This is a genomic window from Leclercia sp. UBA7405, assembly GCF_037152215.1.
GTDB classification, from domain to species: domain Bacteria; phylum Pseudomonadota; class Gammaproteobacteria; order Enterobacterales; family Enterobacteriaceae; genus Enterobacter; species Enterobacter pneumoniae.
Window position 1 is genome coordinate 1,380,566 of the sequence record NZ_JBBCMR010000001.1, and the last position, 22,610, is coordinate 1,403,175.

23 protein-coding genes are annotated in these 22,610 nt (G+C 56.9%); 17 read left to right on the forward strand and 6 right to left on the reverse strand.

Features of this window, described 5'->3' with window-relative positions; genetic code table 11:
* Nucleotides 1-174: 174 nt before the first annotated feature.
* Genes WFN75_RS06825 through WFN75_RS06860 form a run of 8 tightly spaced genes read left to right on the forward strand, consistent with a single transcriptional unit; the run spans nt 175 to nt 7,999 of the window.
* A complete protein-coding gene (locus tag WFN75_RS06825; RefSeq protein ID WP_336995892.1) occupies nt 175-1,041 on the forward strand; it encodes a MurR/RpiR family transcriptional regulator in 867 nt (288 codons plus the stop codon).
* A gap of 11 nt (nt 1,042-1,052) precedes the next feature.
* The gene (gene ddpX / locus WFN75_RS06830; protein ID WP_286808966.1) at nt 1,053-1,607 is read left to right on the forward strand and encodes a D-alanyl-D-alanine dipeptidase; all 555 of its coding nucleotides are present in this window, start codon (nt 1,053-1,055) and stop codon (nt 1,605-1,607) included.
* A gap of 31 nt (nt 1,608-1,638) precedes the next feature.
* Complete coding sequence (locus tag WFN75_RS06835; RefSeq protein ID WP_336995893.1) at nt 1,639-3,177, forward strand: ABC transporter substrate-binding protein; 1,539 nt, start codon at nt 1,639-1,641, stop codon at nt 3,175-3,177.
* Between the two features lie 42 nt (nt 3,178-3,219).
* Nucleotides 3,220-4,242, forward strand: coding sequence for an ABC transporter permease (locus WFN75_RS06840; RefSeq protein ID WP_040075672.1), 1,023 nt, complete (start codon nt 3,220-3,222; stop codon nt 4,240-4,242).
* The gene (ddpC, locus tag WFN75_RS06845; protein ID WP_336995894.1) at nt 4,239-5,132 is read left to right on the forward strand and encodes a D,D-dipeptide ABC transporter permease; all 894 of its coding nucleotides are present in this window, start codon (nt 4,239-4,241) and stop codon (nt 5,130-5,132) included. Before WFN75_RS06840 ends, ddpC begins: the two co-directional genes overlap by 4 nt.
* Entirely contained in the window at nt 5,132-6,118 is a 987-nt protein-coding gene (locus WFN75_RS06850) for an ABC transporter ATP-binding protein (RefSeq protein ID WP_040075669.1), read from the forward strand. Before ddpC ends, WFN75_RS06850 begins: the two co-directional genes overlap by 1 nt.
* Complete coding sequence (locus WFN75_RS06855) at nt 6,111-7,037, forward strand: oligopeptide/dipeptide ABC transporter ATP-binding protein (RefSeq protein ID WP_046885438.1); 927 nt, start codon at nt 6,111-6,113, stop codon at nt 7,035-7,037. Before WFN75_RS06850 ends, WFN75_RS06855 begins: the two co-directional genes overlap by 8 nt.
* On the forward strand, nt 7,037-7,999 hold the full coding sequence (locus tag WFN75_RS06860; protein ID WP_336995895.1) for a mannuronate-specific alginate lyase: 963 nt from the start codon (nt 7,037-7,039) through the stop codon (nt 7,997-7,999). Before WFN75_RS06855 ends, WFN75_RS06860 begins: the two co-directional genes overlap by 1 nt.
* Here WFN75_RS06860 and WFN75_RS06865 read toward each other — a convergent pair.
* On the reverse strand, nt 7,996-8,745 hold the full coding sequence (locus WFN75_RS06865; RefSeq protein WP_336995896.1) for an SDR family oxidoreductase: 750 nt from the start codon (nt 8,743-8,745) through the stop codon (nt 7,996-7,998). The two genes, WFN75_RS06860 and WFN75_RS06865, sit on opposite strands and share 4 nt — an antisense overlap.
* 123 nt (nt 8,746-8,868) lie before the next feature.
* Here WFN75_RS06865 and WFN75_RS06870 point away from each other — a divergent pair, with 123 nt between their 5' ends.
* The gene (locus WFN75_RS06870) at nt 8,869-9,783 is read left to right on the forward strand and encodes a LysR family transcriptional regulator (RefSeq protein WP_336995897.1); all 915 of its coding nucleotides are present in this window, start codon (nt 8,869-8,871) and stop codon (nt 9,781-9,783) included.
* Nucleotides 9,784-9,815: 32 nt separating this feature from the next.
* Here WFN75_RS06870 and WFN75_RS06875 read toward each other — a convergent pair whose 3' ends face one another.
* Both WFN75_RS06875 and WFN75_RS06880 read right to left on the reverse strand, forming a co-directional pair.
* The gene (locus WFN75_RS06875; RefSeq protein WP_040075664.1) at nt 9,816-10,244 is read right to left on the reverse strand and encodes an OsmC family protein; all 429 of its coding nucleotides are present in this window, start codon (nt 10,242-10,244) and stop codon (nt 9,816-9,818) included.
* 78 nt (nt 10,245-10,322) lie between these two features.
* Nucleotides 10,323-11,201 carry a LysR family transcriptional regulator gene (locus tag WFN75_RS06880; RefSeq protein ID WP_046885435.1) on the reverse strand — a complete coding sequence of 293 codons (879 nt, stop codon included), beginning with the start codon at nt 11,199-11,201 and terminating at the stop codon, nt 10,323-10,325.
* 109 nt (nt 11,202-11,310) lie between these two features.
* Here WFN75_RS06880 and WFN75_RS06885 point away from each other — a divergent pair, with 109 nt between their 5' ends.
* The 6 genes from WFN75_RS06885 to WFN75_RS06910 all read left to right on the forward strand — a co-directional run bounded on the left by WFN75_RS06885 (nt 11,311) and on the right by WFN75_RS06910 (nt 17,397).
* Nucleotides 11,311-12,162 carry a Vmh family MBL fold metallo-hydrolase gene (locus WFN75_RS06885; protein WP_336995898.1) on the forward strand — a complete coding sequence of 284 codons (852 nt, stop codon included), beginning with the start codon at nt 11,311-11,313 and terminating at the stop codon, nt 12,160-12,162.
* 51 nt (nt 12,163-12,213) lie between these two features.
* Nucleotides 12,214-12,735: a VOC family protein gene (locus tag WFN75_RS06890; RefSeq protein WP_336996227.1), complete on the forward strand. Its 522-nt coding sequence runs from the start codon at nt 12,214-12,216 to the stop codon at nt 12,733-12,735.
* Between the two features lie 140 nt (nt 12,736-12,875).
* Entirely contained in the window at nt 12,876-13,091 is a 216-nt protein-coding gene (gene bdm / locus WFN75_RS06895; protein ID WP_040075660.1) for a biofilm-dependent modulation protein, read from the forward strand.
* A 95-nt stretch (nt 13,092-13,186) separates the two neighbouring features.
* Nucleotides 13,187-13,324 (forward strand): stationary-phase-induced ribosome-associated protein, encoded by a 138-nt coding sequence (gene sra / locus WFN75_RS06900; protein ID WP_040075659.1) that lies wholly within the window; start codon nt 13,187-13,189, stop codon nt 13,322-13,324.
* A gap of 177 nt (nt 13,325-13,501) precedes the next feature.
* Nucleotides 13,502-15,199 carry an NAD-dependent malic enzyme gene (locus WFN75_RS06905; RefSeq protein ID WP_040075658.1) on the forward strand — a complete coding sequence of 566 codons (1,698 nt, stop codon included), beginning with the start codon at nt 13,502-13,504 and terminating at the stop codon, nt 15,197-15,199.
* A gap of 494 nt (nt 15,200-15,693) precedes the next feature.
* Complete coding sequence (locus WFN75_RS06910) at nt 15,694-17,397, forward strand: ABC-F family ATP-binding cassette domain-containing protein (RefSeq protein ID WP_336995899.1); 1,704 nt, start codon at nt 15,694-15,696, stop codon at nt 17,395-17,397.
* Nucleotides 17,398-17,438: 41 nt separating this feature from the next.
* On the opposite strand, the gene WFN75_RS06915 is transcribed toward WFN75_RS06910, so the two are convergent.
* Nucleotides 17,439-18,038 (reverse strand): inorganic diphosphatase, encoded by a 600-nt coding sequence (locus WFN75_RS06915; RefSeq protein WP_046885431.1) that lies wholly within the window; start codon nt 18,036-18,038, stop codon nt 17,439-17,441.
* A 273-nt stretch (nt 18,039-18,311) separates the two neighbouring features.
* On the opposite strand from WFN75_RS06915, the gene adhP reads away from it, so the two are divergent.
* On the forward strand, nt 18,312-19,322 hold the full coding sequence (adhP, locus tag WFN75_RS06920) for an alcohol dehydrogenase AdhP (protein WP_040075655.1): 1,011 nt from the start codon (nt 18,312-18,314) through the stop codon (nt 19,320-19,322).
* 32 nt (nt 19,323-19,354) lie between these two features.
* Here the strand turns inward: adhP and WFN75_RS06925 are convergent, their stop codons facing one another.
* Nucleotides 19,355-19,864 carry an RrF2 family transcriptional regulator gene (locus tag WFN75_RS06925; RefSeq protein ID WP_040075653.1) on the reverse strand — a complete coding sequence of 170 codons (510 nt, stop codon included), beginning with the start codon at nt 19,862-19,864 and terminating at the stop codon, nt 19,355-19,357.
* A gap of 223 nt (nt 19,865-20,087) precedes the next feature.
* Between WFN75_RS06925 and WFN75_RS06930 the strand changes: the two genes are divergently transcribed.
* A complete protein-coding gene (locus WFN75_RS06930; RefSeq protein ID WP_336995900.1) occupies nt 20,088-21,290 on the forward strand; it encodes an NAD(P)/FAD-dependent oxidoreductase in 1,203 nt (400 codons plus the stop codon).
* Nucleotides 21,291-21,357: 67 nt separating this feature from the next.
* Here WFN75_RS06930 and araJ read toward each other — a convergent pair whose 3' ends face one another.
* Nucleotides 21,358-22,533, reverse strand: coding sequence for an MFS transporter AraJ (gene araJ, locus WFN75_RS06935; RefSeq protein ID WP_336995901.1), 1,176 nt, complete (start codon nt 22,531-22,533; stop codon nt 21,358-21,360).
* Nucleotides 22,534-22,610: the final 77 nt, after the last annotated feature.

The following is a 22,610-nucleotide window of genomic DNA, read 5'->3' on the forward strand; positions in this document are numbered from 1 at the left end:
ACGCGGCCTGGCTGCACCAAAAGTGCGCCAGGTTGCACTAATGTTACTCATAAGTTAATTGAATATTGCAGAGAAACCCGCCATTTCTGGCATGGGCTGGATTGGCATGCGTCCTGCATTGTTAATCAGGTAACAGTTTTTCCGGTGATGACAACCCGTTAACAGCGAGGCGGCATGACTCCACACACTGAATTTCTGGCGCGTATAGAAGGCGGTTTTAGCCAGCTCACCCCTACTGAGAAACGGGTTGCGAGCTGGCTGCTGGCCCATGCGGGTCAAATCCCGTTTGAAACGGCAGAGAGCATCGCGCAGGCCACCGGCACCAGCGGTATCACCGTGGGACGTTACTTACGCAAACTGGGCTATCGCAATCTGGATGATGCCAAAAAAAGTCTGCGCGAATGGCCTGCCGCCCCCTATCAGCCCTGGGGGATGAAAGAGCGTCTCGACTCCTGGCACCAGCAGCAGACGCTTCCTGACCGGGCGCAGCGCGCTCTCGCGCTGGAAATGGATGCTATAGGGCATGTTTACCAGCTGGCGCAGAGCGAGAGCTTTCAACGGGTGGTACACCATCTGGCTACCGCTGACGCGGTTTTTGTGCTGGGGATCCAGTCCACCCGCGGCATCGCTAACGCCTTCTTCAGCCATCTGGAGTATCTGCGTCCGCGCGTCATTTATAGCGAAGGGCTCTCCGGCAGCTGGGTTGAGTCGCTCAACTCCGGCTTTAGCCACCCCTACGTGGTACTGACCGATACCCGCGCTTACTCCTCGGTGGCCCGTCAGTTTTGCCGGGTAGCCTGTGAGCGACAGATCCGTACCGTACTGATCACCGATATCTGGTGCCCCTGGGCGCGGGATTACCCCATCGATCTTCTGCAGGTGAAAACCGATACCGGCCACTTCTGGGACTCTCTGGCCCCGGTGAGCTGCCTGTTTAACCTGCTGCTGTCGGGCGTGGTCCAGGCGCTGGGCGATGCCCTGCCCACCCGCCTGGCGGCAAACCGGCAATTACAACAAGAGTTTGGTCAATTCGAACGTTAAGGAGCGGAGCTATGCCCGAAGAGTGTCAACTGGTCGACGTCGCCAGGACGTTTCCTACCCTGCATATCGACCTGAAGTATGCCACGGCCGACAACATTACCGGCCGCCCTGTCTACCGCGAGGCGCGCTGTCTGCTGCATCCGGATGCCATTACCGCGCTGGCGAAAGCGATAAGTATTGCCGACCTCGCCGGTTTACAGCTGCTGGTGTATGACGCCTATCGCCCGCAGGCGGCCCAGGCTCGCCTGTGGGAGGCATGCCCGGATCCGCAATACGTGGTGGATGTCTCTACCGGCTCGAACCACAGCCGCGGTACGGCTATCGACGTCACGCTGATGGACGCCCGCGGGACGGTGCTGGATATGGGGGCGGGCTTTGATGAAATGCACGACCGCTCTCACGCCTTTCACCCCTCCGTTCCGCCCGAGGCGCAGCGCAACCGTCTGCTGCTGAACGGCATCATGGCCGGCGGGGGATTTGTTGGCATCAGTTCCGAATGGTGGCACTTCGAGCTGCCGCTTGCTGCCAGCTATCCGCTGCTTGAAGACCGTTTCGCCTGTTTTTGACGCACACCCTTTTACTCGCTGGAGCCTTACTATGAACACACTCAACCTGTTTCGCCCCGCGCTGATTGCCGCGGCCCTCGCCCTGGCGCTCCCTGCCGCTCAGGCCGCGGTGCCGAAAGATATGCTGGTCATTGGTAAAGCCGCCGACCCGCAAACCCTCGATCCGGCCGTGACCATCGATAATAACGACTGGACGGTGACCTACCCCTCTTATCAACGTCTGGTGCAGTACAAGCCGGGCTCAACGGAGATTGAAGGCGATCTTGCCAGCGGCTGGAAAGCATCCGAGGACCAGAAAACCTGGACCTTCACCCTGCAAGACAACGCCCGTTTCGCCGACGGCACCCCGGTCACCGCTGAGGCAGTCAAGGCCTCGTTTGAGCGGCTGCTGAAAATTGGTCAGGGACCGGCAGAGGCCTTCCCTAAAGATTTGCAGGTCGAAGCGGTGGATGCGCACACGGTGAAATTCATTCTGAACCAGCCGTTTGCGCCATTCCTCTATACGCTGGCCAACGATGGGGCCTCGATTATTAACCCGGCGGTCCTGAAAGCTAACGCGGCGGATGATGCGCGCGGATATCTGGCGCAACACACGGCCGGATCCGGTCCCTTTATGTTGAAAAGCTGGCAGAAAGGCCAGCAGTTAATCCTGGTACCCAATCCGCACTGGCCAGGGGAAAAACCGGCGTTTAAGCGCGTTTCGGTGAAGATCATCGGTGAGAGCGCATCTCGCCGTCTGCAGCTTTCGCGGGGTGATATCGATATCGCCGACGCCCTGCCGGTGGATCAGCTCACCGCCCTGAAGCAGGAGGGCAAAGTGACCGTGGCCGAGTACCCCTCCCTGCGAGTGACCTACCTCTACCTGAACAACAGCAAAGCGCCACTGAACCAGGTCGATCTGCGTCGGGCCATCTCCTGGTCTACCGATTATCAGGGGATGGTGAAAGGGATCCTGAGCGGCAACGGTAAGCAGATGCGCGGCCCCATTCCTGAGGGGATGTGGGGCTTTGACGCTACGGCCCAGCAGTACAGTCTGGACGAAGCCAAGGCCAAAGCGGCGCTGGAAAAGGTGAAAGAGAAACCGGCCAGCCTCACCTTCCTCTACTCAGATAACGATCCGAACTGGGAGCCGATCGCCCTCTCTACCCAGGCCAGCCTCGGTAAGCTCGGGATTAACGTCAAGCTGGAAAAACTGGCGAACGCCACCATGCGGGATCGCGTAGGCAAAGGCGATTACGACATGGCGATCGGTAACTGGAGTCCGGATTTCGCCGACCCGTACATGTTTATGAACTACTGGTTCGAATCGGACAAAAAAGGGCTGCCGGGTAACCGCGCTTTCTATGAGAACAAAACGGTCGATTCGCTGCTGCAAAGTGCGCTGAAGACCACCGACCAGGCCGAACGGACCAAAGATTACCAGCAGGCGCAGAAGATCGTGATCGACGAAGCGGCCTACGTCTATCTGTTCCAGAAAAACTACCAGCTGGCGATGAACAAAGAGGTCAAAGGTTTCACCTTTAACCCGATGCTTGAGCAGGTGTTCAACATCGCCACGATGAGCAAATAAGCGTGAGCCGGCGCCGGGGGCCCGGCGCCGCAGGAGGGGCGTATGACATTCTGGAGCATTGTGCGGCAGCGCTGCTGGGGGCTTATCCTGGTCGTGGCTGGCGTCTGTATCATCACCTTTATCATTTCGCACATGATCCCCGGCGATCCGGCGCGTCTGCTGGCAGGCGACCGCGCCAGTGAGGAAATTGTGCAAAATATTCGGCTACAGCTGGGGCTCGACCAGCCGTTATATGTGCAATTTGGCCACTACGTGAATGCGCTGGCACACGGCGATCTGGGGACGTCGATACGCACTGGCCGCCCGGTGGCGGAGGAGCTGAAGGCGTTCTTCCCGGCGACACTCGAACTGGCGTTTTGCGCCCTGTTGCTGGCGCTGCTCATTGGCGTGCCGCTCGGGATTTTGTCGGCTGTTTACCGTAACCGCTGGCTGGATCATCTGGTGCGCCTGATGGCCATCACCGGTATTTCGACCCCCGCTTTCTGGCTAGGGCTGGGGGTGATTGTTCTCTTTTACGGTCAGCTACAAATTCTGCCCGGCGGCGGCAGGCTTGACGACTGGCTGGATCCCCCTGCTCATTTCACCGGCTTCTACCTGATAGATGCGCTGATCGAAGGCAACGGCGAAGTCTTCTTTAATGCGCTTCAGCACCTGATTTTACCCGCCCTGACCCTGGCCTTTGTCCACCTGGGGATTGTGGCGCGGCAGATCCGTTCGGCGATGCTGGAACAGTTGAGCGAGGATTATATTCGTACCGCCCGCGCCAGCGGTCTGCCGGGCTGGTACATCATTATGCGCTATGCCTTGCCGAACGCGATGATCCCGTCCATCACCGTGCTGGGGCTGGCGCTGGGCGACCTCCTCTATGGCGCGGTGCTGACTGAAACCGTCTTTGCGTGGCCGGGAATGGGGGCCTGGGTGGTGACCTCGATTCAGGCGCTGGATTTTCCGGCAGTAATGGGCTTTGCGGTGGTGGTATCGCTGGCCTACGTGATAGTCAATCTGGTGGTGGATCTGCTCTATCTGTGGATCGACCCCCGTATCGGGCGCGGAGGTGCTGAATGATGTTAAGCCAGGAAACGCCAGTGACCGTAAAGGCCACGCCGCCCCGCATCGACTGGGCAAAAATAATATGGCTGCTGCGCCAGAGTCCGCTGACGCTGGTGGGCGGGCTGATCATGCTCTTGATGCTGCTGTTAATGATCCTGTCACCCTGGATTGTTCCGCACGACCCGAATGCGCTCGATCTCACCGCGCGTTTACAGGCGCCGTCGGCGAGCTACTGGTTTGGTACCGATGAGGTCGGACGCGATCTGTTTAGCCGGGTGCTGGTGGGTAGCCAACAATCCATCGCCGCGGGGCTGGCGGTGGTGGTAATAGCCGGTGGCATTGGCTCACTGCTGGGCTGTTTCTCCGGTGTCATCGGCGGACGTGGCGACGCCATCATTATGCGCGTCATGGACATTATGCTGTCGATCCCCTCGCTGGTCCTCACCATGGCGCTGGCCGCAGCCCTGGGGCCAAGCCTGTTCAATGCCATGCTGGCAATTGCTATCGTCCGTATTCCGTTTTATGTGCGCCTGGCGCGCGGTCAGACGCTGGTGGTACGCCAGTTCACCTATGTGCAGGCGGCGCGCACCTTTGGCGCGTCACGCTGGCATTTGATCAGCTGGCATATTCTGCGCAACGCCCTGCCGCCGCTCATTGTCCAGGCATCGCTGGATATCGGCAGCGCCATTCTGATGGCAGCCACGCTAGGATTCATCGGACTGGGGGCACAGCAGCCCACCGCTGAATGGGGGGCGATGGTGGCTGTTGGCCGTAATTATGTGCTCGATCAGTGGTGGTATTGCGCCTTTCCGGGTGCGGCCATTCTGATTACCGCCGTGGGTTTTAACCTGTTCGGCGACGGCATTCGCGACCTGCTTGATCCGAAATCGGGAGGAAAACAGTAATGGGAGACGCAGTCTTAGCCATCGACAATTTACACCTGAGCTTTCCTGTTTTTCGCGGTGAAGTGCATGCTCTGAACCGCGTCTCGCTGGAGGTCAAGCGCGGCGAAATCGTGGGGGTGGTAGGCGAATCGGGCTCCGGTAAATCGGTTACCGCCATGCTGGCAATGCGCCTGCTGCCTGAGGGGAGTTATCGCATTCACAGCGGTCAGGTGACGCTGCTCGGGGAGGACATGCTCACTGCCCACGAAAAACAGCTGCGCCAGTGGCGTGGCGCCCGGGTGGCGATGATTTTTCAGGAGCCGATGACCGCCCTTAACCCGACCCGGCGCATCGGCCGACAGATGATGGAGGTGATCCGCCAGCACCAGCCGCTCTCCCGCCGCGAGGCGCAGCAAAAGGCCATTTCGCTACTGGAGGAGATGCAGATCCCCGATGCGGCGCGGGTGATGGATCGCTACCCGTTCGAACTCTCAGGGGGGATGCGCCAGCGGGTGATGATCGCCCTGGCCTTCTCCTGCGAGCCGGATCTGATTATCGCCGATGAACCCACCACCGCGCTGGATGTGACCGTCCAGCTGCAGGTGCTGCGGTTGCTGAAGCATAAAGCCCGCGCCAGCGGCACCTCGGTGCTGTTCATTAGCCACGATATGGCGGTCGTCTCGCAACTCTGCGATCGACTGTATGTCATGTATGCCGGAAGCGTGATCGAAACGGGGGCGACCGATGCCCTGATTGCCCACCCGGTGCATCCCTACTCTATCGGCCTGCTGCAGTGCGCCCCGGAAAATGGCGAACCGCGCGAAATGCTGCCGGCGATCCCCGGCACCGTACCCAACCTGACCCGTTTGCCCACGGGGTGCGCGTTTCGCGAACGCTGCTTCGCCGCCGGGGCACAATGTAGCCAGATACCGCCGCTCTCACCGCACGGTGCCACCGGCCAGCTCGCGGCCTGCTGGTATCCGCAACTGGAGACTCGTCATGTCTGAAGTATTACTTGAGCTTAATCGCGTGCATGTGAATTTTCCGGCGCGGAAAAACTGGCGGGGACGGGTGACAGAACAGGTTCATGCCCTGAACGGGCTCGATTTGCAGATCAAACGCGGTGAAACCCTGGGGGTGGTTGGTGAGTCGGGGTGCGGTAAAAGCACCCTGGCCCAACTGCTGATGGGCATGCTGAAGCCCAGCACGGGCGAATGCTGCCACCATGACCGCAGCGGGATGCAGATGGTGTTTCAGGATCCGCTCTCCTCCCTCGATCCGCGCCTGCCGGTCTGGCGGATCATCACTGAACCCGTGTGGATAAAAACGCGCAGTAACGAACGCGCCCGCCGCAGTCTGGCCGAAGCGCTGGCGCAACAGGTGGGGATTCGCCCCGAATATCTCGATCGTCTACCGCATGCCTTTTCTGGCGGGCAGCGCCAGCGAATCGCCATTGCCAGGGCATTGTCATCGGACCCCGATATCATCGTGCTGGATGAGCCTACCAGCGCGCTGGATATTTCTGTGCAGGCACAGATTCTGAATCTGCTGGTCAATTTACAGCGTGAGCGGACGCTAACCTATGTGCTGATTTCCCATAATGTCTCGGTGGTCCGGCACATGAGTGACCGGGTGGCGGTGATGTATCTGGGGCAGATCGTTGAGCTGGGCGAGACACAGCAGGTACTGAATAGCCCGTCCCACCCTTACACCCAGCTGCTGCTGGACTCGGTACCGAAAACCGGCGCGCCGCTGGATGATGCCCTGGCATTACGAAAAACCGATCTGCCGGGCAATCGTCAGCTGCCGACGGGCTGCTATTTCCGCGACCGCTGTCCGTTGGCCACCGCAGGCTGCGAACAGCCGCAGGCGCTTGCCTCGGTTTCGGGTGGCCGGGCGGTGCGCTGTTGGCGTAAGCTTGAGTAATGCGTTTATTACTTGTTTTGGCCTTTTTACCCCCCCTGCTCTGGGCGGCACCGCTGGTGCCGCCGCCGGGGTTTACCCGCCCCCTGCCGCACACTCTGGCCGGAAAGTGTGTCGATCTGCCTGCCCCCTGGACCGGGGCGCTGGATTTTCCCAGTAAATATGCAGGTTCAGACAGCGCGCGCGCCACCCTGAACCCTACAGCGGAACGCGCGTTTCGCGCCCAGACCCAACCTATTGTCGACTTTGAACGCGGTATCTCGACCATGGTCTGGCGCTATAAACAGAGCGGCGATCCCGCCACGCTCAACTGTCTCCTGAAGGGTTATCGCGCATGGGCCCGCGCGGGGGCATTAACCTCAATCCAGACCAACCATACCGGGCGGGCAATGCGTAAATGGGCGCTGGCCACACTCGCTACAGGCTGGCTGGCGCTACAACCGCAGCCTGAAGACGCGCAGGTTGCGCACTGGCTCGGGGAACTGGCGGACCTGGTGGTGGCAGACTGGGACGGTCTGGCGCTGCAAAAAACCAATAATCACAGCTACTGGGCAGCCTGGGCGGTGATGGCCACGGCGGTTGCGCTCGACCGTCAGGATCTGTACGACTGGTCAATAAAGGTGTTTCGCCTTGCCGCCGGGCAGATCGCCGCCGACGGGCAGCTACCCAACGAACAAAAACGCGGTGCACGCGCGCTGGCTTATCATAATTACGCCCTGCAACCGCTGGTGATGATCGCCAGCTTTGCTGCAGCGAACGGACAGGATCTACTGAAGGAGAATCATGGTGCCCTGGGGCGGCTGGCGGGATACGTTCTGAGTCAGAGAGAAACCGATCCGGTGTGGCTGGCGCCCTGGTGCAATCTGACCCGGTGTAACGCCACGACGCGCGCCCTGCGTGACGCCCGTCAACCGCTTGAAAGCCGCCGTCTCGGCGGCAATCTCACGCTTATTTATGCGCCCTAGATCTGCGCCATACCGCCATCGACAAACAGTTCGGTGGCATTGATAAAGCTGGCGGCATCGGAGGCCAGGAAGGCCACGGCTTTACCCACCTCTTCCGGTTCGCCAATGCGTTGCAGCGGGACCTGAGCGGCCAGTGCGTCGAACAACCCCTGGCGCTGCTCTTCCGGTACCAAATCGCCAAGTCCTGGGGTTTTAATCGGGCCAGGGCTTACCACGTTAATCCGCACACCGCGCCCCTGTAAATCCAGCGCCCAGGATCGGGCAAAGTTACGTACCGCCGCCTTGCTGGCGCTGTAAACACTGAAATTAGCCGTTCCCATCACCGAGACCGTAGAGCCGGTCAGGATCACCGAAGACCCATTCGACAGCAGCGGCAGCGCCTTCTGTACGGTAAAGAGCACGCCGCGCACGTTAGTGGCGAAAATACGGTCAAAATGTTCTTCGGTAATTTCTCCCAGCGGCAACATCTCGCCGCCGCCCGCGTTGGCAAAGAGGATATCCAGCCGCCCGGCCTGTTCTGCGATCTGTCCATAAACCTTATCGAGGTCGGCAAGCTGCGATGCGTCTGCGCGGATGCCGGTGGCAGCATCGCCCAGCGCGGTCAGCGCTTTCTCCAGCTCGGCTTCGCGACGACCGGTGATGTACACCTTCGCCCCCTGCGCAATTAACTCTTTGGCCGTTGCCAGACCGATGCCGCTGGTGCCGCCGGTGACGAGTGCGATTTTTCCATTCAGTGCGTTGTTCATGTGATTTACCTTGTGGTTGCGTTTGTAACTTTCTGTGGGGCTAATCTAACGCTTGCCGGATTAGAGAAAAATCAGCAAAAATGGAAATGACTCTTTCTGTGTGTGCATAATCGAGGGCTGGCGGTGGATCAATTATTGGCAATGCGCGCGTTTGCGCGAGTGGTAGAAAGCGGGAGTTTTACCCGGGCGGCAGACTCGTTGAATATGCCGAATGCGACCCTCAGCAAACTGGTGAAATCGCTGGAAGCGCATCTGGGCGTACAGCTATTACAGCGCACCACCCGTCGGGTAAACGCTACGCCTGAAGGACGCGAGTATTACGAGAAAGCCTCACGAGTGCTGATTGATATTGAAGATATCGACACCGCCTTTAATACGGCAAAACAGCAGCCTCAGGGGCAACTGCGCATCGACGTGGGTGGCTCAACGGCGCGGGATGTGCTCATCCCTGCGCTGCCAGATTTTATGCGCCAGTTTCCCGGCATCCGCCTGGAGCTTGGCGTGGCCGACCGGCCGGTTGATTTGATCCGCGGCAGCGTGGATTGCGTGATCCGCGGTGGTGCGCTGGAAGACTCGTCACTGATTGCGCGGCATATCGGTAATGCGGAGATGGTGACCTGCGCCACGCCCGCCTATCTGAAGCACCACGGCACCCCCGCCTATCCCGAAGAGCTACGCAATGGCCACCGGCTGGTAAGCTATCTCTCTCCGGTCACTGGCCGTCCTTTTCCCTTTCGTTTTACCGACGAGGATGGGGTGCGGGAAATGGTGATGCCCCATGCTATCGGCATCAATGAGAGCAATGCTCACCTGGCCGCGGCGGTGGCAGGTATGGGTATTGTGCAAACTTTTCGCTATTCGGCTGGTGAATTGATACGGGAAGGGAAACTGGTTGAGATCTTGGTGAAATGGCGACCGCCGCGGTATCCGTTTTATGTGGTCTATCCACAAAACCGGCATGTGACGCATCGGTTGAGGGTATTTATCGACTGGCTGACGGCAATCTTCCCCGAGGGATTGAATGGCCCGGGACGTTGATGGATAGCCGGGCGCGCGGCCCGGCCAGACCATTAATTCAGTTTATAGTCCAGGGTGATCTCAGCGTTCAGCACCTGCGACACCGGGCAACCGGCTTTGGCCTTCTGAATAATGCCGTCGAACTGCTGTGGATCAATGCCAGGCACAGTCACTTTACTCTCCAGGGCAATTTTGCTGATGGCAAAACCGCTGTCGGTTTTATCCAGTGACACTACCGCTTTGGTATCAATGGAATCGGCTGTGTAACCCGCTTCACCCAACATCAGCGAAAGCGCCATTGAGAAACAGGCTGCATGCGCCGCGCCGATCAGTTCTTCCGGGTTGGTACCGGCCGCCCCTTCAAAGCGAGTATTGAAGCCGTAGGGCTGCTGGTTGAGCACGCCGCTTTCGGTAGAAACCGTCCCTTTACCGCGTTTGATGTCACCAGACCAGTGTGCCGAACCGTGTTTATGAATCGTCATGCTTGTTCTCCTTTTGACATACAAAGGGTTAAGTATAGACCACCCTTTTTGCCTGACCCGAAACACGGATAATTCTTGTTAATTGCGCAGATGTTGTTCAACTGCGTCAAGGAAAAGGCGCAGCGCGGCGGGCTGGTATTCGCGTGACTGATAGATACCGAAAATAGACAAGGGCTTAGGCGTGAGTTCGGGCAATACCGGCACTAGTTCACCCTGCGCCAGCGCAGCCTGCGCCTCCTGCTCGGGCAGCATGGCAATTCCGCAGTGGGCTACCGCAGCAGCCAGTAAGAGCGATGAGATACTGGCGCTGAGATTCCCCCCGACGGCTACGCTCAGCCCCTCCCCCTCAGGGGTGATAAATTGCCAGGACTGCCCGGCAAAAAAGCTGTAATGCAGACAGTTATGCTGAGCTAATGCCTGCGGGTGCTGCGGTGTGCCATGAGTAGCCAGATAGTGCGGCGAGGCGCAGAGCACTGACCTACAGCGCCCCAGCTTACGGGCAATCATGCCCGGCTCCGGGTTATCCGTGATGCGAATAGCGACGTCGATCCGTTCACCCACCAGGCTGACCGGGTGATTATTCACGTCCAGCTCGACGCGCACCTGCGGGTAGCGCGCCAGAAAATCAGGCAAAATGGGGGCAAGCATATGGAGGGCGGTAAAATGGGCGCAGGCGACGCGTAACGTACCGGAGGGCAGATCGCGGGGTGCATGGCCCTCGATCTCGTGCGACAGCTGCGCCAGCGTACGGGTTTTCTGCAGCACGTTCTCCCCTGCCGCCGTCAGCGTGAGCTTGCGGGTCGAACGGTTCACCAGCCGGGTTCCGGCCCACTTCTCCATCTGTTCCAGATAGCGGCTCACCATCGGGCGTGAAATGCCCAGCGCACGGGCTGCCGCGCTCAGGCTCCCCAGTTCACATATGCGGTTATAGACCTGAGCGGCAATGACGCGATCCATGAAAACTCCATTTGTTCGATTTATGAAACTAAGCATGTCTTGTTTCAGTAATTCTGGCAAATGCGCTGAGGGGTACAATAGCGGCTTTGTTGCTAACCGAGACCCGAAGATGAAGCTTACCCACCTTGCCGTACTGTGCACCCTTATCACCCCCGCCGCCTTTGCGGCCCCCTTAACCGTAGAGAACTATAACCCGCAGGAGAACGCGATTTTTGCCGTCTCTTCAACGCTGGTTTATGGCGCGAAAGAGGCGGTCCTTTTTGATGCGCAGTTCAGCGTGAAAGATGGCGAAGCGCTGGTCGAGAAAATTCGTCGCAGCGGCAGGAAGCTGAACAAAATTGTGATCACCTCCGGCGACCCGGATTTCTACTTTGGTCTGCAGCCGCTGGTGAAGGCCTTCCCGGAGGCCAAAATTCTGGCAACCCGGCAGGTAGTGGATCACATTAACGCCACCAAAGAGGCGAAACTGCAATTCTGGGGACCGCAGATGAAAGACGGTGCGCCGACTACTCTGTACGTGCCGCAGGTGCTGGCCTCCACAACTTTTATGATCGACGGCGAAAAAGTGTCGATAGAGCATGCTGACGATTACGCGGCTTACGTCTGGATCCCGTCCGCGAAAACCATCCTGGGGGGAACCGGCGTTTCCTGGGGCATCCACGTCTGGACGGCGGATACGCAAACCAAAGAATCCCGCCAGCAGTGGCAACAGACGCTGGCGGCGATGGCGGCCCATCAGCCAGAGCGGGTCATTCCGGGGCATTACCTCGGTACGCCGCCTGCGGGAGCGGAGGCGATTCGTTTTACTCAGCATTATCTTGCCCAGTTTGAAACTGCCCTGGCGCAGCATAAAACATCGGCGGATGTGATTAACACCATGAAAAAAGCCTATCCTGACCTGGCTGAAGTCAGCTCACTTGAGTTAAGCGCCAAAGTGAATACCGGCGAAATGAAGTGGTAATAAGCTAACCTCCTCCTGCTATAGTGAATAATTCGTATAGCAGGAGGAATGATGCAAACGACAGTAAGAGGTATTGACCACATAGGTATTACGGTGCCTGATATTGAACAAGCCACGTTATTTTTAGAACAGGCACTGGACGCGCGCGTTTTATATCGCTCTGTCGAACCCGGCAGCGAGAATATTGACCCTGAGGCGCAGCAGCATACGTTAAGATTATTCCCCGGCACGGAAATACGCGCCATCCGCATGCTGGCCTTGCCGCACGGCCCCGGTATCGAACTCTTTGAAATGCACGGCCCACACCAACAGTCCCCCGCCCGCCCCAGCGATTTTGGCCTGCAACACTTTGCTGTCTATGTCGATGATTTTTCGCAGGCAATCAGCCGTTTTACCGCAGCCGGCGGCGAAATGTTTACCGAACCAAAAGCGCTCTCTTTTCCCGCCGAAAAAGGAGAAGGTAATGCGTTTTGTTATGGTAAAACTCCATGGGGGAGCGTGATTGAATTGATCTCGTGGCCTTCACCAATGCCTTATGAAAAATATACGGAACTGCGTCGCTGGAAGCCATAATATATTCTTCAAATACAGTTTGATGATATTTTTATTTCCAGGACGAATCTTAAACACAGCGGTAAAAATATTTGTCATTCTGAATGCGTATTATGTTTTTGCGAGCCGTACCATTAAACAGAGAACGACACGGAGGCAACATGTTTAATTATTATTCTGCGACCAACTCTTCCGCACAGCCGGAACTGGTAAATGCCATTGCACAGGGTCTACGTGCCGAAATGGGTGCTGTCACCGAAGATGACATTTTGATGGAGCTGACCAAATGGGTCGAAGCGTCAGACAATGACATCCTCAGTGATATCTACCAGCAGACCATTAACTACGTGGTTAGCGGTCAGCACGCAGCTTTATAAAAGCCTGCTAAGCTCAATGGGCAACCTTCAGGGTTATATTTCGTTTGCGTAAGCAGACTGGTCCTTAAAACTATCAACAGGATTGAGGAGTTAAGATGAAATCGAACCGTCAGGCACGTCACATTCTGGGGCTGAACTACAAACTCTCTAACCAGAGAAAAGTGGTGATTGAAAACAATCAGGAGTCAGTTACCACCCATGCGACCGGCAGAAAGCGCCACGCAGATAAATAAAGCACACACTGTGATGCGAAACGCCATCGATTTTATCGGTGGCGTTTTTGTTTCCAGAGTGCGGAAATTAATATTCACCTCATTTATACTACCCTCCACCGCAGCCCTGAAGCCAGGCCATCGATGCTGAAAAACGACAATGCCAGGGACCGGATATTCAAAAATTAAGTGAGTGACATGGACAACAAACTGAAAAAACATCGTTCCCTTTACATCCCCTATGCCGGCCCTGTCCTGCTGGAGTTCCCGCTCCTGAACAAGGGCAGCGCCTTTAGCCTGGAAGAGCGCAGCAACTTCAACCTGCTCGGCCTGTTGCCCGAAGTGGTAGAAACCATTGAAGAACAGGCGGAACGCGCCTGGATCCAGTACCAGGGCTTCAAGACTGAAATTGATAAACACATCTACCTGCGCAATATTCAGGACACCAACGAAACCCTCTTCTATCGCCTGGTACAAAACCACCTCGAAGAGATGATGCCGGTCATCTACACCCCGACCGTTGGCGCCGCCTGCGAACGTTTCTCTGAAATTTATCGTCGTTCCCGCGGGGTGTTCATCTCTTACCAGAATCGTCACAACATGGACGATATTCTGCAGAACGTGCCGAACCACAACATTAAAGTCATTGTGGTCACCGACGGGGAGCGCATCCTCGGCCTGGGGGATCAGGGCATTGGCGGAATGGGGATCCCTATCGGCAAGCTGTCGCTCTACACCGCCTGTGGCGGCATCAGCCCGGCGTATACCCTGCCGGTAGTTCTGGATGTGGGCACCAATAATCCGCAGCTGCTCAACGACCCACTCTATATGGGCTGGCGTCACCCGCGTATTACCGATGAAGAGTATTATCAGTTTGTGGACGACTTCATCCAGGCGGTTAAACATCGCTGGCCGGACGTGCTGTTGCAGTTCGAAGATTTTGCCCAGAAGAACGCCATGCCGCTGCTTAACCGCTATCGCGATGAGATCTGCTCTTTCAACGATGACATCCAGGGCACCGCTGCCGTCACGGTGGGTACCCTGATCGCCGCCAGCCGTGCGGCAGGCAGTCAGCTGAGTTACCAGAAGATCGTCTTCCTGGGCGCGGGCTCTGCCGGGTGTGGTATCGCCGAGCAGATTATTGCCCAGACCCAGCGGGAAGGATTAAGCGAAGAGCTGGCCCGTTCGCGTGTCTTTATGGTGGATCGGTTTGGTCTGCTGACCGACGCGATGCCAAATCTGCTGCCGTTCCAGAGCAAACTGGTGCAGAAGCGCGACAACCTCAAAAACTGGGATACCGACAACGAAGTCCTCTCCCTGCTGGACGTGGTGCGTAATGTTAAGCCGGATATCCTGATTGGCGTCTCTGGCCAGACGGGTCTCTTCACCGAAGAGATCATCCGCGAGATGCACAAATATTGCGCTCGCCCGATCGTGATGCCGCTCTCTAACCCGACATCTCGTGTGGAAGCGACGCCGCAGGACATTATCGCCTGGACCGAAGGGAACGCGCTGGTCGCGACCGGCAGCCCGTTTGCGCCAGTGGTGTGGAAGGATAAAACCTACCCGATTGCCCAGTGCAATAACTCTTACATTTTCCCGGGTATCGGCCTTGGGGTCATTGCCTCCGGTGCTTCGCGCATTACTGACGAGATGTTGATGTCAGCCAGTGAAACCCTGGCCAAGCACTCTCCTCTGGTCAATAACGGAGAGGGGCTGGTCCTGCCTGAGCTGAAGGATATCCATGTGGTCTCCCGCGCAATTGCGTTTGCCGTGGGCAAGATGGCGCAACAGCAAGGCGTGGCGGTGAAGACCTCCGCCGATGCGTTGCAGCAGGCGATTGATGATAATTTCTGGATGCCGGAGTACCGGAGTTATCGTCGTACATCGATTTAAGATCGTAACGGTAACGTCGGTTGTCATGCCAGCCAGTTAAGCAATCCGGCGTTGCTAAGACAGTAGAGTGGAAAGGTTCCGTTCACTAAGGCATCTCTGCGTTATGCCGCTTCCTCTGCGGTGAACGGAACAATTCCACCGTGCTTAACCGATCGGCAATGACAACCTCGGTTGCCGTTTTTTTTGCTGACGCTCTGTGCCTTATCCGTTACTTTGCCCTTTCACCGCTAGCCAAAACCCTTCCGTCCCGCTACACTCCCTTCACCCATTAATCTAATGAATATATAAGGAGGCTAATTATGCTGTACTGTGAAATCTTTCTGTTTTCACGTACTTATGGTGATCGCACCTGCTCAAGCGTTATCGATATCGTGCTGCGATAACTTCGGCTTGAGCGAAGACACCATTCACTAAACCCTTCTCTCGGGCTTACCGGGTTATCGTCAGCGTTGTTTGACGAGGTATTTTCATGCCTGTAACTCTTGAGTAAGCAAATGAGCACATTACTAACTGCACAATCCCTTCGTGTTGATACGGCGTTTGGCACGCTTTTCGACAACCTCTCCTTTACACTGAAAAAAGGCGACCGCATTGGTCTGCTGGGCGATAACGGCTGCGGGAAAAGTACCCTTCTGAAGATCCTTGACGGCACCGACTCCCCTCTTACGGGCACGGTGACGCTGGCCGGACACTGCCTGATGGCGCGAGTGGAACAGCACCTTCCGGAGGCGCTCTATCCGCTGTCGTTGCTGGACGCGGTACTGGCACAACTCCCTGCACCCGAGCGTGACAGCCTGCGCTGGCGGGCAGAAACGTTACTTGCCGGCATGGGTTTTGCCAGTCAGGATCTGGCGTTAACGTCAGCGACGCTCAGCGGCGGGCAGCATACCCGTCTGCTGCTGGCGCGAGCGCTGATTCGCGAGCCCGATCTCTTGCTGCTGGATGAACCCAGTAACCACCTCGATCTGCCTACGCTGCTCTGGCTGGAGACGTTTTTACAGCGCTGGACGGGGAGCTTTGTGCTGGTCTCGCATGACAGACAACTGCTGGATGCGGTGACCAACGGCAGCTGGATCCTGCGCGACCAACGCCTGCACTACTTCACTCTTCCCTGCACCCATGCGCGCCGCGCACTCTCTGAGCGGGACGAAAGCGATGCACTTCGCCACAAAGCCGAACAGAAAGAGATTGACCGGATCGCCGCCAGCGCCAAACGGCTGGCAACCTGGGGCAAGGTCTATGACAACGAAGATCTCTCCCGCAAAGCGAAGCAGATGGAACGTCAGGTCGAACGGCTTAAAGAGAGTCAGACCGATCTGACGGCAGGCTCACCCTGGACGTTAACCCTGCGTGGCGACGCCCTGCGTGCTGACCGTCTTCTGGAGATGACAACTCTTGCGGTGCCGCCCGCGCCGGGCCTGAGCCCGCTCTTTACGCTGGATAGCGCCCGGCTAAAAAGCGGCGACCGGGTAGCCATAGTCGGACGTAACGGCTGTGGGAAATCATCGCTGATGAGGCTTATCTGGCAGCAATTTATCGCCGGGCAAGCCGCTGAGGCACTGAATATCCACCCGCGGGTTACGCTCGGTTATTACGACCAGACCCTGCATCAACTGCCGGATGACGCCAGCCTGCTGGAAGCACTGGCGCCTTTCGCTGCCGATCCTCAGCGTCGCAAAATGGCCCTGATTAGCGCTGGCTTCCCGTGGATACGGCACGGTCAGGCTGTGAGTACCCTGAGCGGCGGCGAGCGTTCGCGGCTGCTGTTCATTGGGTTGACGCTGGCACGATTTAGTTTGCTGATGCTGGACGAGCCGACCAACCACCTGGATATGGAAGGCAAAGAGGCGCTGGCCGGTACCCTGGAACAGTTCGAGGGCGGCGTACTGCTGGTGAGCCACGATCGTCAGTTGATACGCCAGAGCTGTAATCGCTTCTGGCTCATTGAGGACGGTAAGCTTAGCGAGTGGCATGATGCTGACGCGGTGTTTGAGCGTCTGCGCCATAGCGTCCAACTTCCGGCGGTAGCTGACGACTCCGTTGACGTTCAACACGAGGAAAACGAGGATCTGCTGGAACGGCTGATTGCGCTGGAGACACTGCTTGCAGAAGATCTGGCGCGCAAGCCTAAACATCAGAAACCCCTGCTGCAGGCGCAGTGGCGTGAGGCCATCGACAGGCTAACGGCACAGCTGTAAACCACAGCCCGGCGGCCTTGCGCCGCCGGGCTGCATAGCAGTTATTGCGCAGGTTTCGCTTTCCAGGCATCCCATGCCTGTTTAATTTCCTGCTTCGCGGTCGCGGCATCGTTAAAGCCATTCAGCTCCACTTTTTTGCGCCCTTCCGGCAGCTCCTTATAGACGCGGAAAAAGGCTTCCAGACGTTGCTGCTCAATCTTCGGCAGATCGCTCAGCTCTTTAATGTCATCGTAGGTTGGGTCGATTTTGCTTGCCGGTACGGCCACGATTTTGTCATCTTTTTCGCCGCCATCGATCATCTTCAGCACGCCAATGGCGCGCAGTTTGATCAGGGTGCCGGGTGCCATCGGCGCACGGGTATAAAACACCACGTCCAGCGGATCGCCATCCCCTGCCAGCGACTGGGTCAGGGACCCGTAGTTCGCCGGATAGGCCACCGGCATAGACTGGAAACGATCGGCAATGATAAAGCCCGTTTTGGCATCGGTTTCGTATTTAATAATCCCGCCAGCCGGGATTTCAGTGACCGCGTAAAACTCTTCCGGGTTATTCTCCGGCTGCGGGAACTCAAGAATATTTTGGGCCTGAACGGAGGCAGATAACAGCAGGCTCACGGCGAGCACTTTTTTGACCAGGTGCATTGTCTTTTAACTCTTTGGTTATTAGGAAGACAACACCTTACGGAGCAAAAATGTCAGAAACATGACGGTTTGTTGACGAAACCGATAGCCTACCATTCATCATAGTTATTAATCATTCAGCCCCTCCCACCAGGCAAAATACCGACAAAATTATTACATTATGTTGCTCTGCCCTTGCCGGATTGATTGAAAGAATTAATCCTTAAGAGGTATATCGTTAGTGCGATATGCCGGACCTGCCTCGCAGATCTCATCATGAACATGGAGAAACATATGAAAGCTGCAGTTGTGACAAAAGACCATCATGTGGACGTGACCGACAAAACCCTTCGCGCACTCAAGCATGGCGAAGCGCTGCTGAAGATGGAGTGCTGTGGCGTGTGCCATACCGATCTTCACGTTAAAAATGGCGATTTTGGTGACAAAACCGGGGTGATTCTCGGGCATGAAGGTATCGGGGTCGTGAAAGAAGTTGGGCCGGGCGTCACCTCCCTCAAGGTGGGTGACCGTGCAAGCGTCGCCTGGTTCTTTGAGGGATGTGGTCATTGCGAATACTGTAACTCGGGCAACGAAACCTTATGCCGCACGGTAAAAAATGCCGGCTATTCAGTGGACGGTGGCATGGCTGAAGAGTGCATCGTTACCGCCGACTACTCAGTCAAGGTGCCGGACGGTCTGGGGTCGGCAGAAGCCAGCAGCATTACCTGCGCCGGAGTGACTACCTACAAAGCGGTGAAGATTTCAGACATCAAACCCGGCCAGTGGATTGCTATTTATGGCCTGGGCGGCCTGGGGAACCTGGCGCTGCAATACGCTAAGAATGTCTTTAACGCCAAAGTGATTGCCATTGATGTCAATGACGAACAGCTGAAGCTGGCGGCGGAGATGGGGGCCGATCTCACTATCAACTCGCGCACTGAAGATGCGGCTAAGATCGTTCAAGAGAAGGCCGGTGGTGCCCATGCTGCCGTGGTGACCGCAGTGGCAAAAGCGGCCTTCAACTCAGCGGTGGATGCCGTGCGTGCCGGTGGCCGCGTGGTTGCCGTAGGCCTTCCACCCGAAGCGATGAGCCTGGACATTCCACGTCTGGTGCTGGATGGCATCCAGGTCGTAGGCTCCCTGGTGGGCACGCGCCAGGATCTGACCGAAGCGTTCCAGTTTGCTGCAGAAGGAAAAGTGGTACCGAAAGTGGCCCTGCGTCCGCTGGGTGATATCAACGCCATTTTCAAAGAGATGGAACAGGGCCAGATCCGTGGCCGTATGGTGATTGATTTCCGCCAGTAAGTCTTAACCCTCGTCTTAGGACGAGGGTGCTTTCAGTTAGAACTGCGCCTGTCGGCAATCCACTCCTGCACTTCAATCTGAAAGGTATCCGGCGCTTTACGGAACATCTTGCGTGCCAGATCCAGAATGGTATGCCGGGATAACTCCTCTTCCATCCGCTGCTGCGCACTGTCCATCACCGAACGGACGCCGCACGGCCCTTCGCAGGCCCATGCGGGAGGGGCTTCATCAAACAGCGCCAGCCGCTGTCGCACTTCGCGACATTCGAACATGTTCTTCTGGCCATCGATGGCATGCGCCACGTCCAGCACGGTGATCAACTCGGCCGCACGCGCCAGCTTAAACCCCCCGCCCTTACCTTCGGTGCTGATGACCAGCCCGGCGCGGGAGAGGCGCGTGAATATTTTGCCCAGGTAGTCATAAGGCACGCCCTGCAGTTCGGCCATTTCCCGCACGCTCATTTCGCGCTCATTGCCCTTTGCATCCACCATGCACATCAGGCTGTGAATACCGTATTCCACACCGGAACTGTAAAAGGCCATGCGTAACTCCGTAATGATTAATCCTGGTTAGTATAGCGTTAGCGTCCTTCTGAAAACTAGTCCGAACCAGATCGCAAGCCTAACCTGTTATTTAAAAAGAATATTTATTGCAATCCAAAATTCGTGCTTGCGCTTAACTCAGAAAACTATTGTCGCAGTTAACTACGACAAGTATAGTTGGAGTCAGGTCAGACATAGAGCCTGACGCGTTTAAGGAACGAAGATGAAGAAGCAACTTTTGATTGTGGGCAGCGGCTTTGCCGGAATGTGGGCGGCGGTCAGTGCTGCGCGTGTAGCTGAACTGAGTAGCAGCGATGACCTTCAGATCGCCGTGCTGGCCCCCGCCGCCGAGCTGCGCGTGCGTCCGCGTTTTTACGAGGAAAATGTCGCCGGGCTACGTGCCCCATTAAGCGACCTCTATGCCGAGCTTGATGTCGAATTTATCGCAGGTCACGCAGAACGCATTGATACTACTGAAAAAACGGTCTGGTACCGCGCACAGGATGGCGGCACGTCGCTCAGGAACTATGACCGTGTGATCCTGGCAACCGGTAGCCAAATCCGTCGTCCTGCCATTAACGGCCTGGCAGAGTATGCTTTTGATATCGACCAGATGGAATCTGCGCAAATCTTTGAAAAACACCTCGACGAACTGGTCAATCAGCCAGCGAGCCTTGCGCGAAATACGGTGGTGGTCTGCGGTGGCGGTTTTACCGGCATTGAGCTGGCGACCGAATTACCGGCACGTCTGCGTGCACGTTTTGGTGATGATACCCAGACCAGAGTTATCGTAGTTGAGCGCGGTAATAAAATCGGCGGACGTTTCAGCGAGGCACTGAGTCAGGTCATCGCGGAAGCCAGCATTGGGCTGGGCGTTGAATGGCGCGTGAACAGAGAAGTAGAGTCCATCGACGCGACGGGCGTAACGCTAAAAGGCGGCGAACATATTGAATCGTCTACCGTGGTCTGGACCGCCGGTGTGGAGGCGCATCCCCTCACCCAGCAGATCCGCGCTGAACGCGATGCGCAGGGGCGTCTGCGCGTAAATGATTTACTGCAAATCCCGGCCCTTCCCGACGTTTATGCCACCGGCGATACGGCTCATGCGAAAACCGACGAGCTCGGCAATACCGCGCTGATGACCTGCCAGCATGCGATCCAGCTTGGGAAATTCGCCGGTCATAATGCGGCGGCCAGTCTGCTGAACGCCACGCCTCACCCTTATCGTCAGGTTAATTATGTTACCTGTCTGGATCTCGGGGGCTGGGGCGCGGTCTACACAGAGGGCTGGGAACAGGCGGTGAAGAGCGTGCGTGAGGAGGCGAAAAAAATCAAAATCGCCATTACTAACGAACTCATCTACCCACCGGCGGCAAACCGCGCAATTGCCTTTGCCGCCGGCGATCCGCTGGCAAAATTTGTTTAATACCGCCAACCGCCCACATGGGCGGTTGTTTTACATAACGCATGAAGCCAGACGGGCCTGAAAAGCATCAGGCTACCGCGCTGGCGCTGGAATGAGCCCCTTTAGATTTCCGATATCCGTACATCAATAAACAGGACATTGCGGCAAACGACAGCAGGGCTGCGGGCAGCGTGACATAGTCCCAGCTGTAGCCAAGCGTAATCATCAATCCACCGAACCAGGCCCCAATTGCGCTGCCAAGGTTAAAGGCCACCTGGCCGCCTGCCGCCCCCAGCAATTCCCCGCCCTTCGCGTTTTGCAGTAACAAAATCTGCAACGGCGCAGAGAGTGCAAAGAGTCCGGCGCAGCAGATAAAGCCCATCACCAGCGAGGCGGTTTGGTTCTTACCGAAAGTGAACAGCAGCAAGAGGGACAAGACAATCACCAGGTCCGTCGTGGCGGCAATGCGCAGCGGGCTGAAACGTCCTGATAACTTGCCGCTGAGCAGGTTGCCGAGCACCATCCCCAGCCCCATCAGCATCATGATGAAGGTCATAAACAGGTCAGAGAAACCGGAGACGTTAACCATGAAGGGTTTAACGAAGCTAAACCAGGCAAACACCCCTGCGTTGCCAAACATGGTCGCGGCAAAGATCAGCCAGGGCTCAGGTTTCTTCAAAAAATGGAACTGCTCGGTGAGGCGGGCTTCGCTTTTATCGTAGAGCTTAGGCACCCATAAGACTATGGAAAGAATCACCAGCGCATCGAAAAGCGCAATCAGGGCGAAGGTGTAACGCCAATGATAGGTCTGGCCAATCCAGGTGCCCAGCGGCACGCCCATCAGATTGGCCACCGTCATGCCGGCAATCATTCCGGATACGGCCAGCGTGACTTTACCCGGCGGCGCAATTTTAGAGAGGAGGATGGCCCCGACGCCAAAGAAAGCGCCATGCGGAAGACCCGAGATTAGACGGCCCAGCGCCAGCATGGTATAGGAGTTTGCGCAGGTGAAAATGGCATTACCTGCCACGCAGAGCGCCACCAGAAAGAGCAGCGTGCTCTTCAGGGAAAACTTACTGGAGAAGAGCGCGATGATCGGCGCGCCAATCACTACGCCAAAAGCGTAAAACGAGATCATATTGCCCGCAGAGGGAATGGAGATCCCGGTATCCTGCGCCAGTTCAGTTAACACACCCATAATGCCAAATTCGGCCATACCCAGGCCGAAGGTGCCAAGTGCCAACGAAAAAATGGTTTTTTTCATACCACGACCACTTGTTAATAGATTGCGACGCGCATTATCGGCCAATCTTACTGTGTGAGCCAGTTCAAAACTGTCCG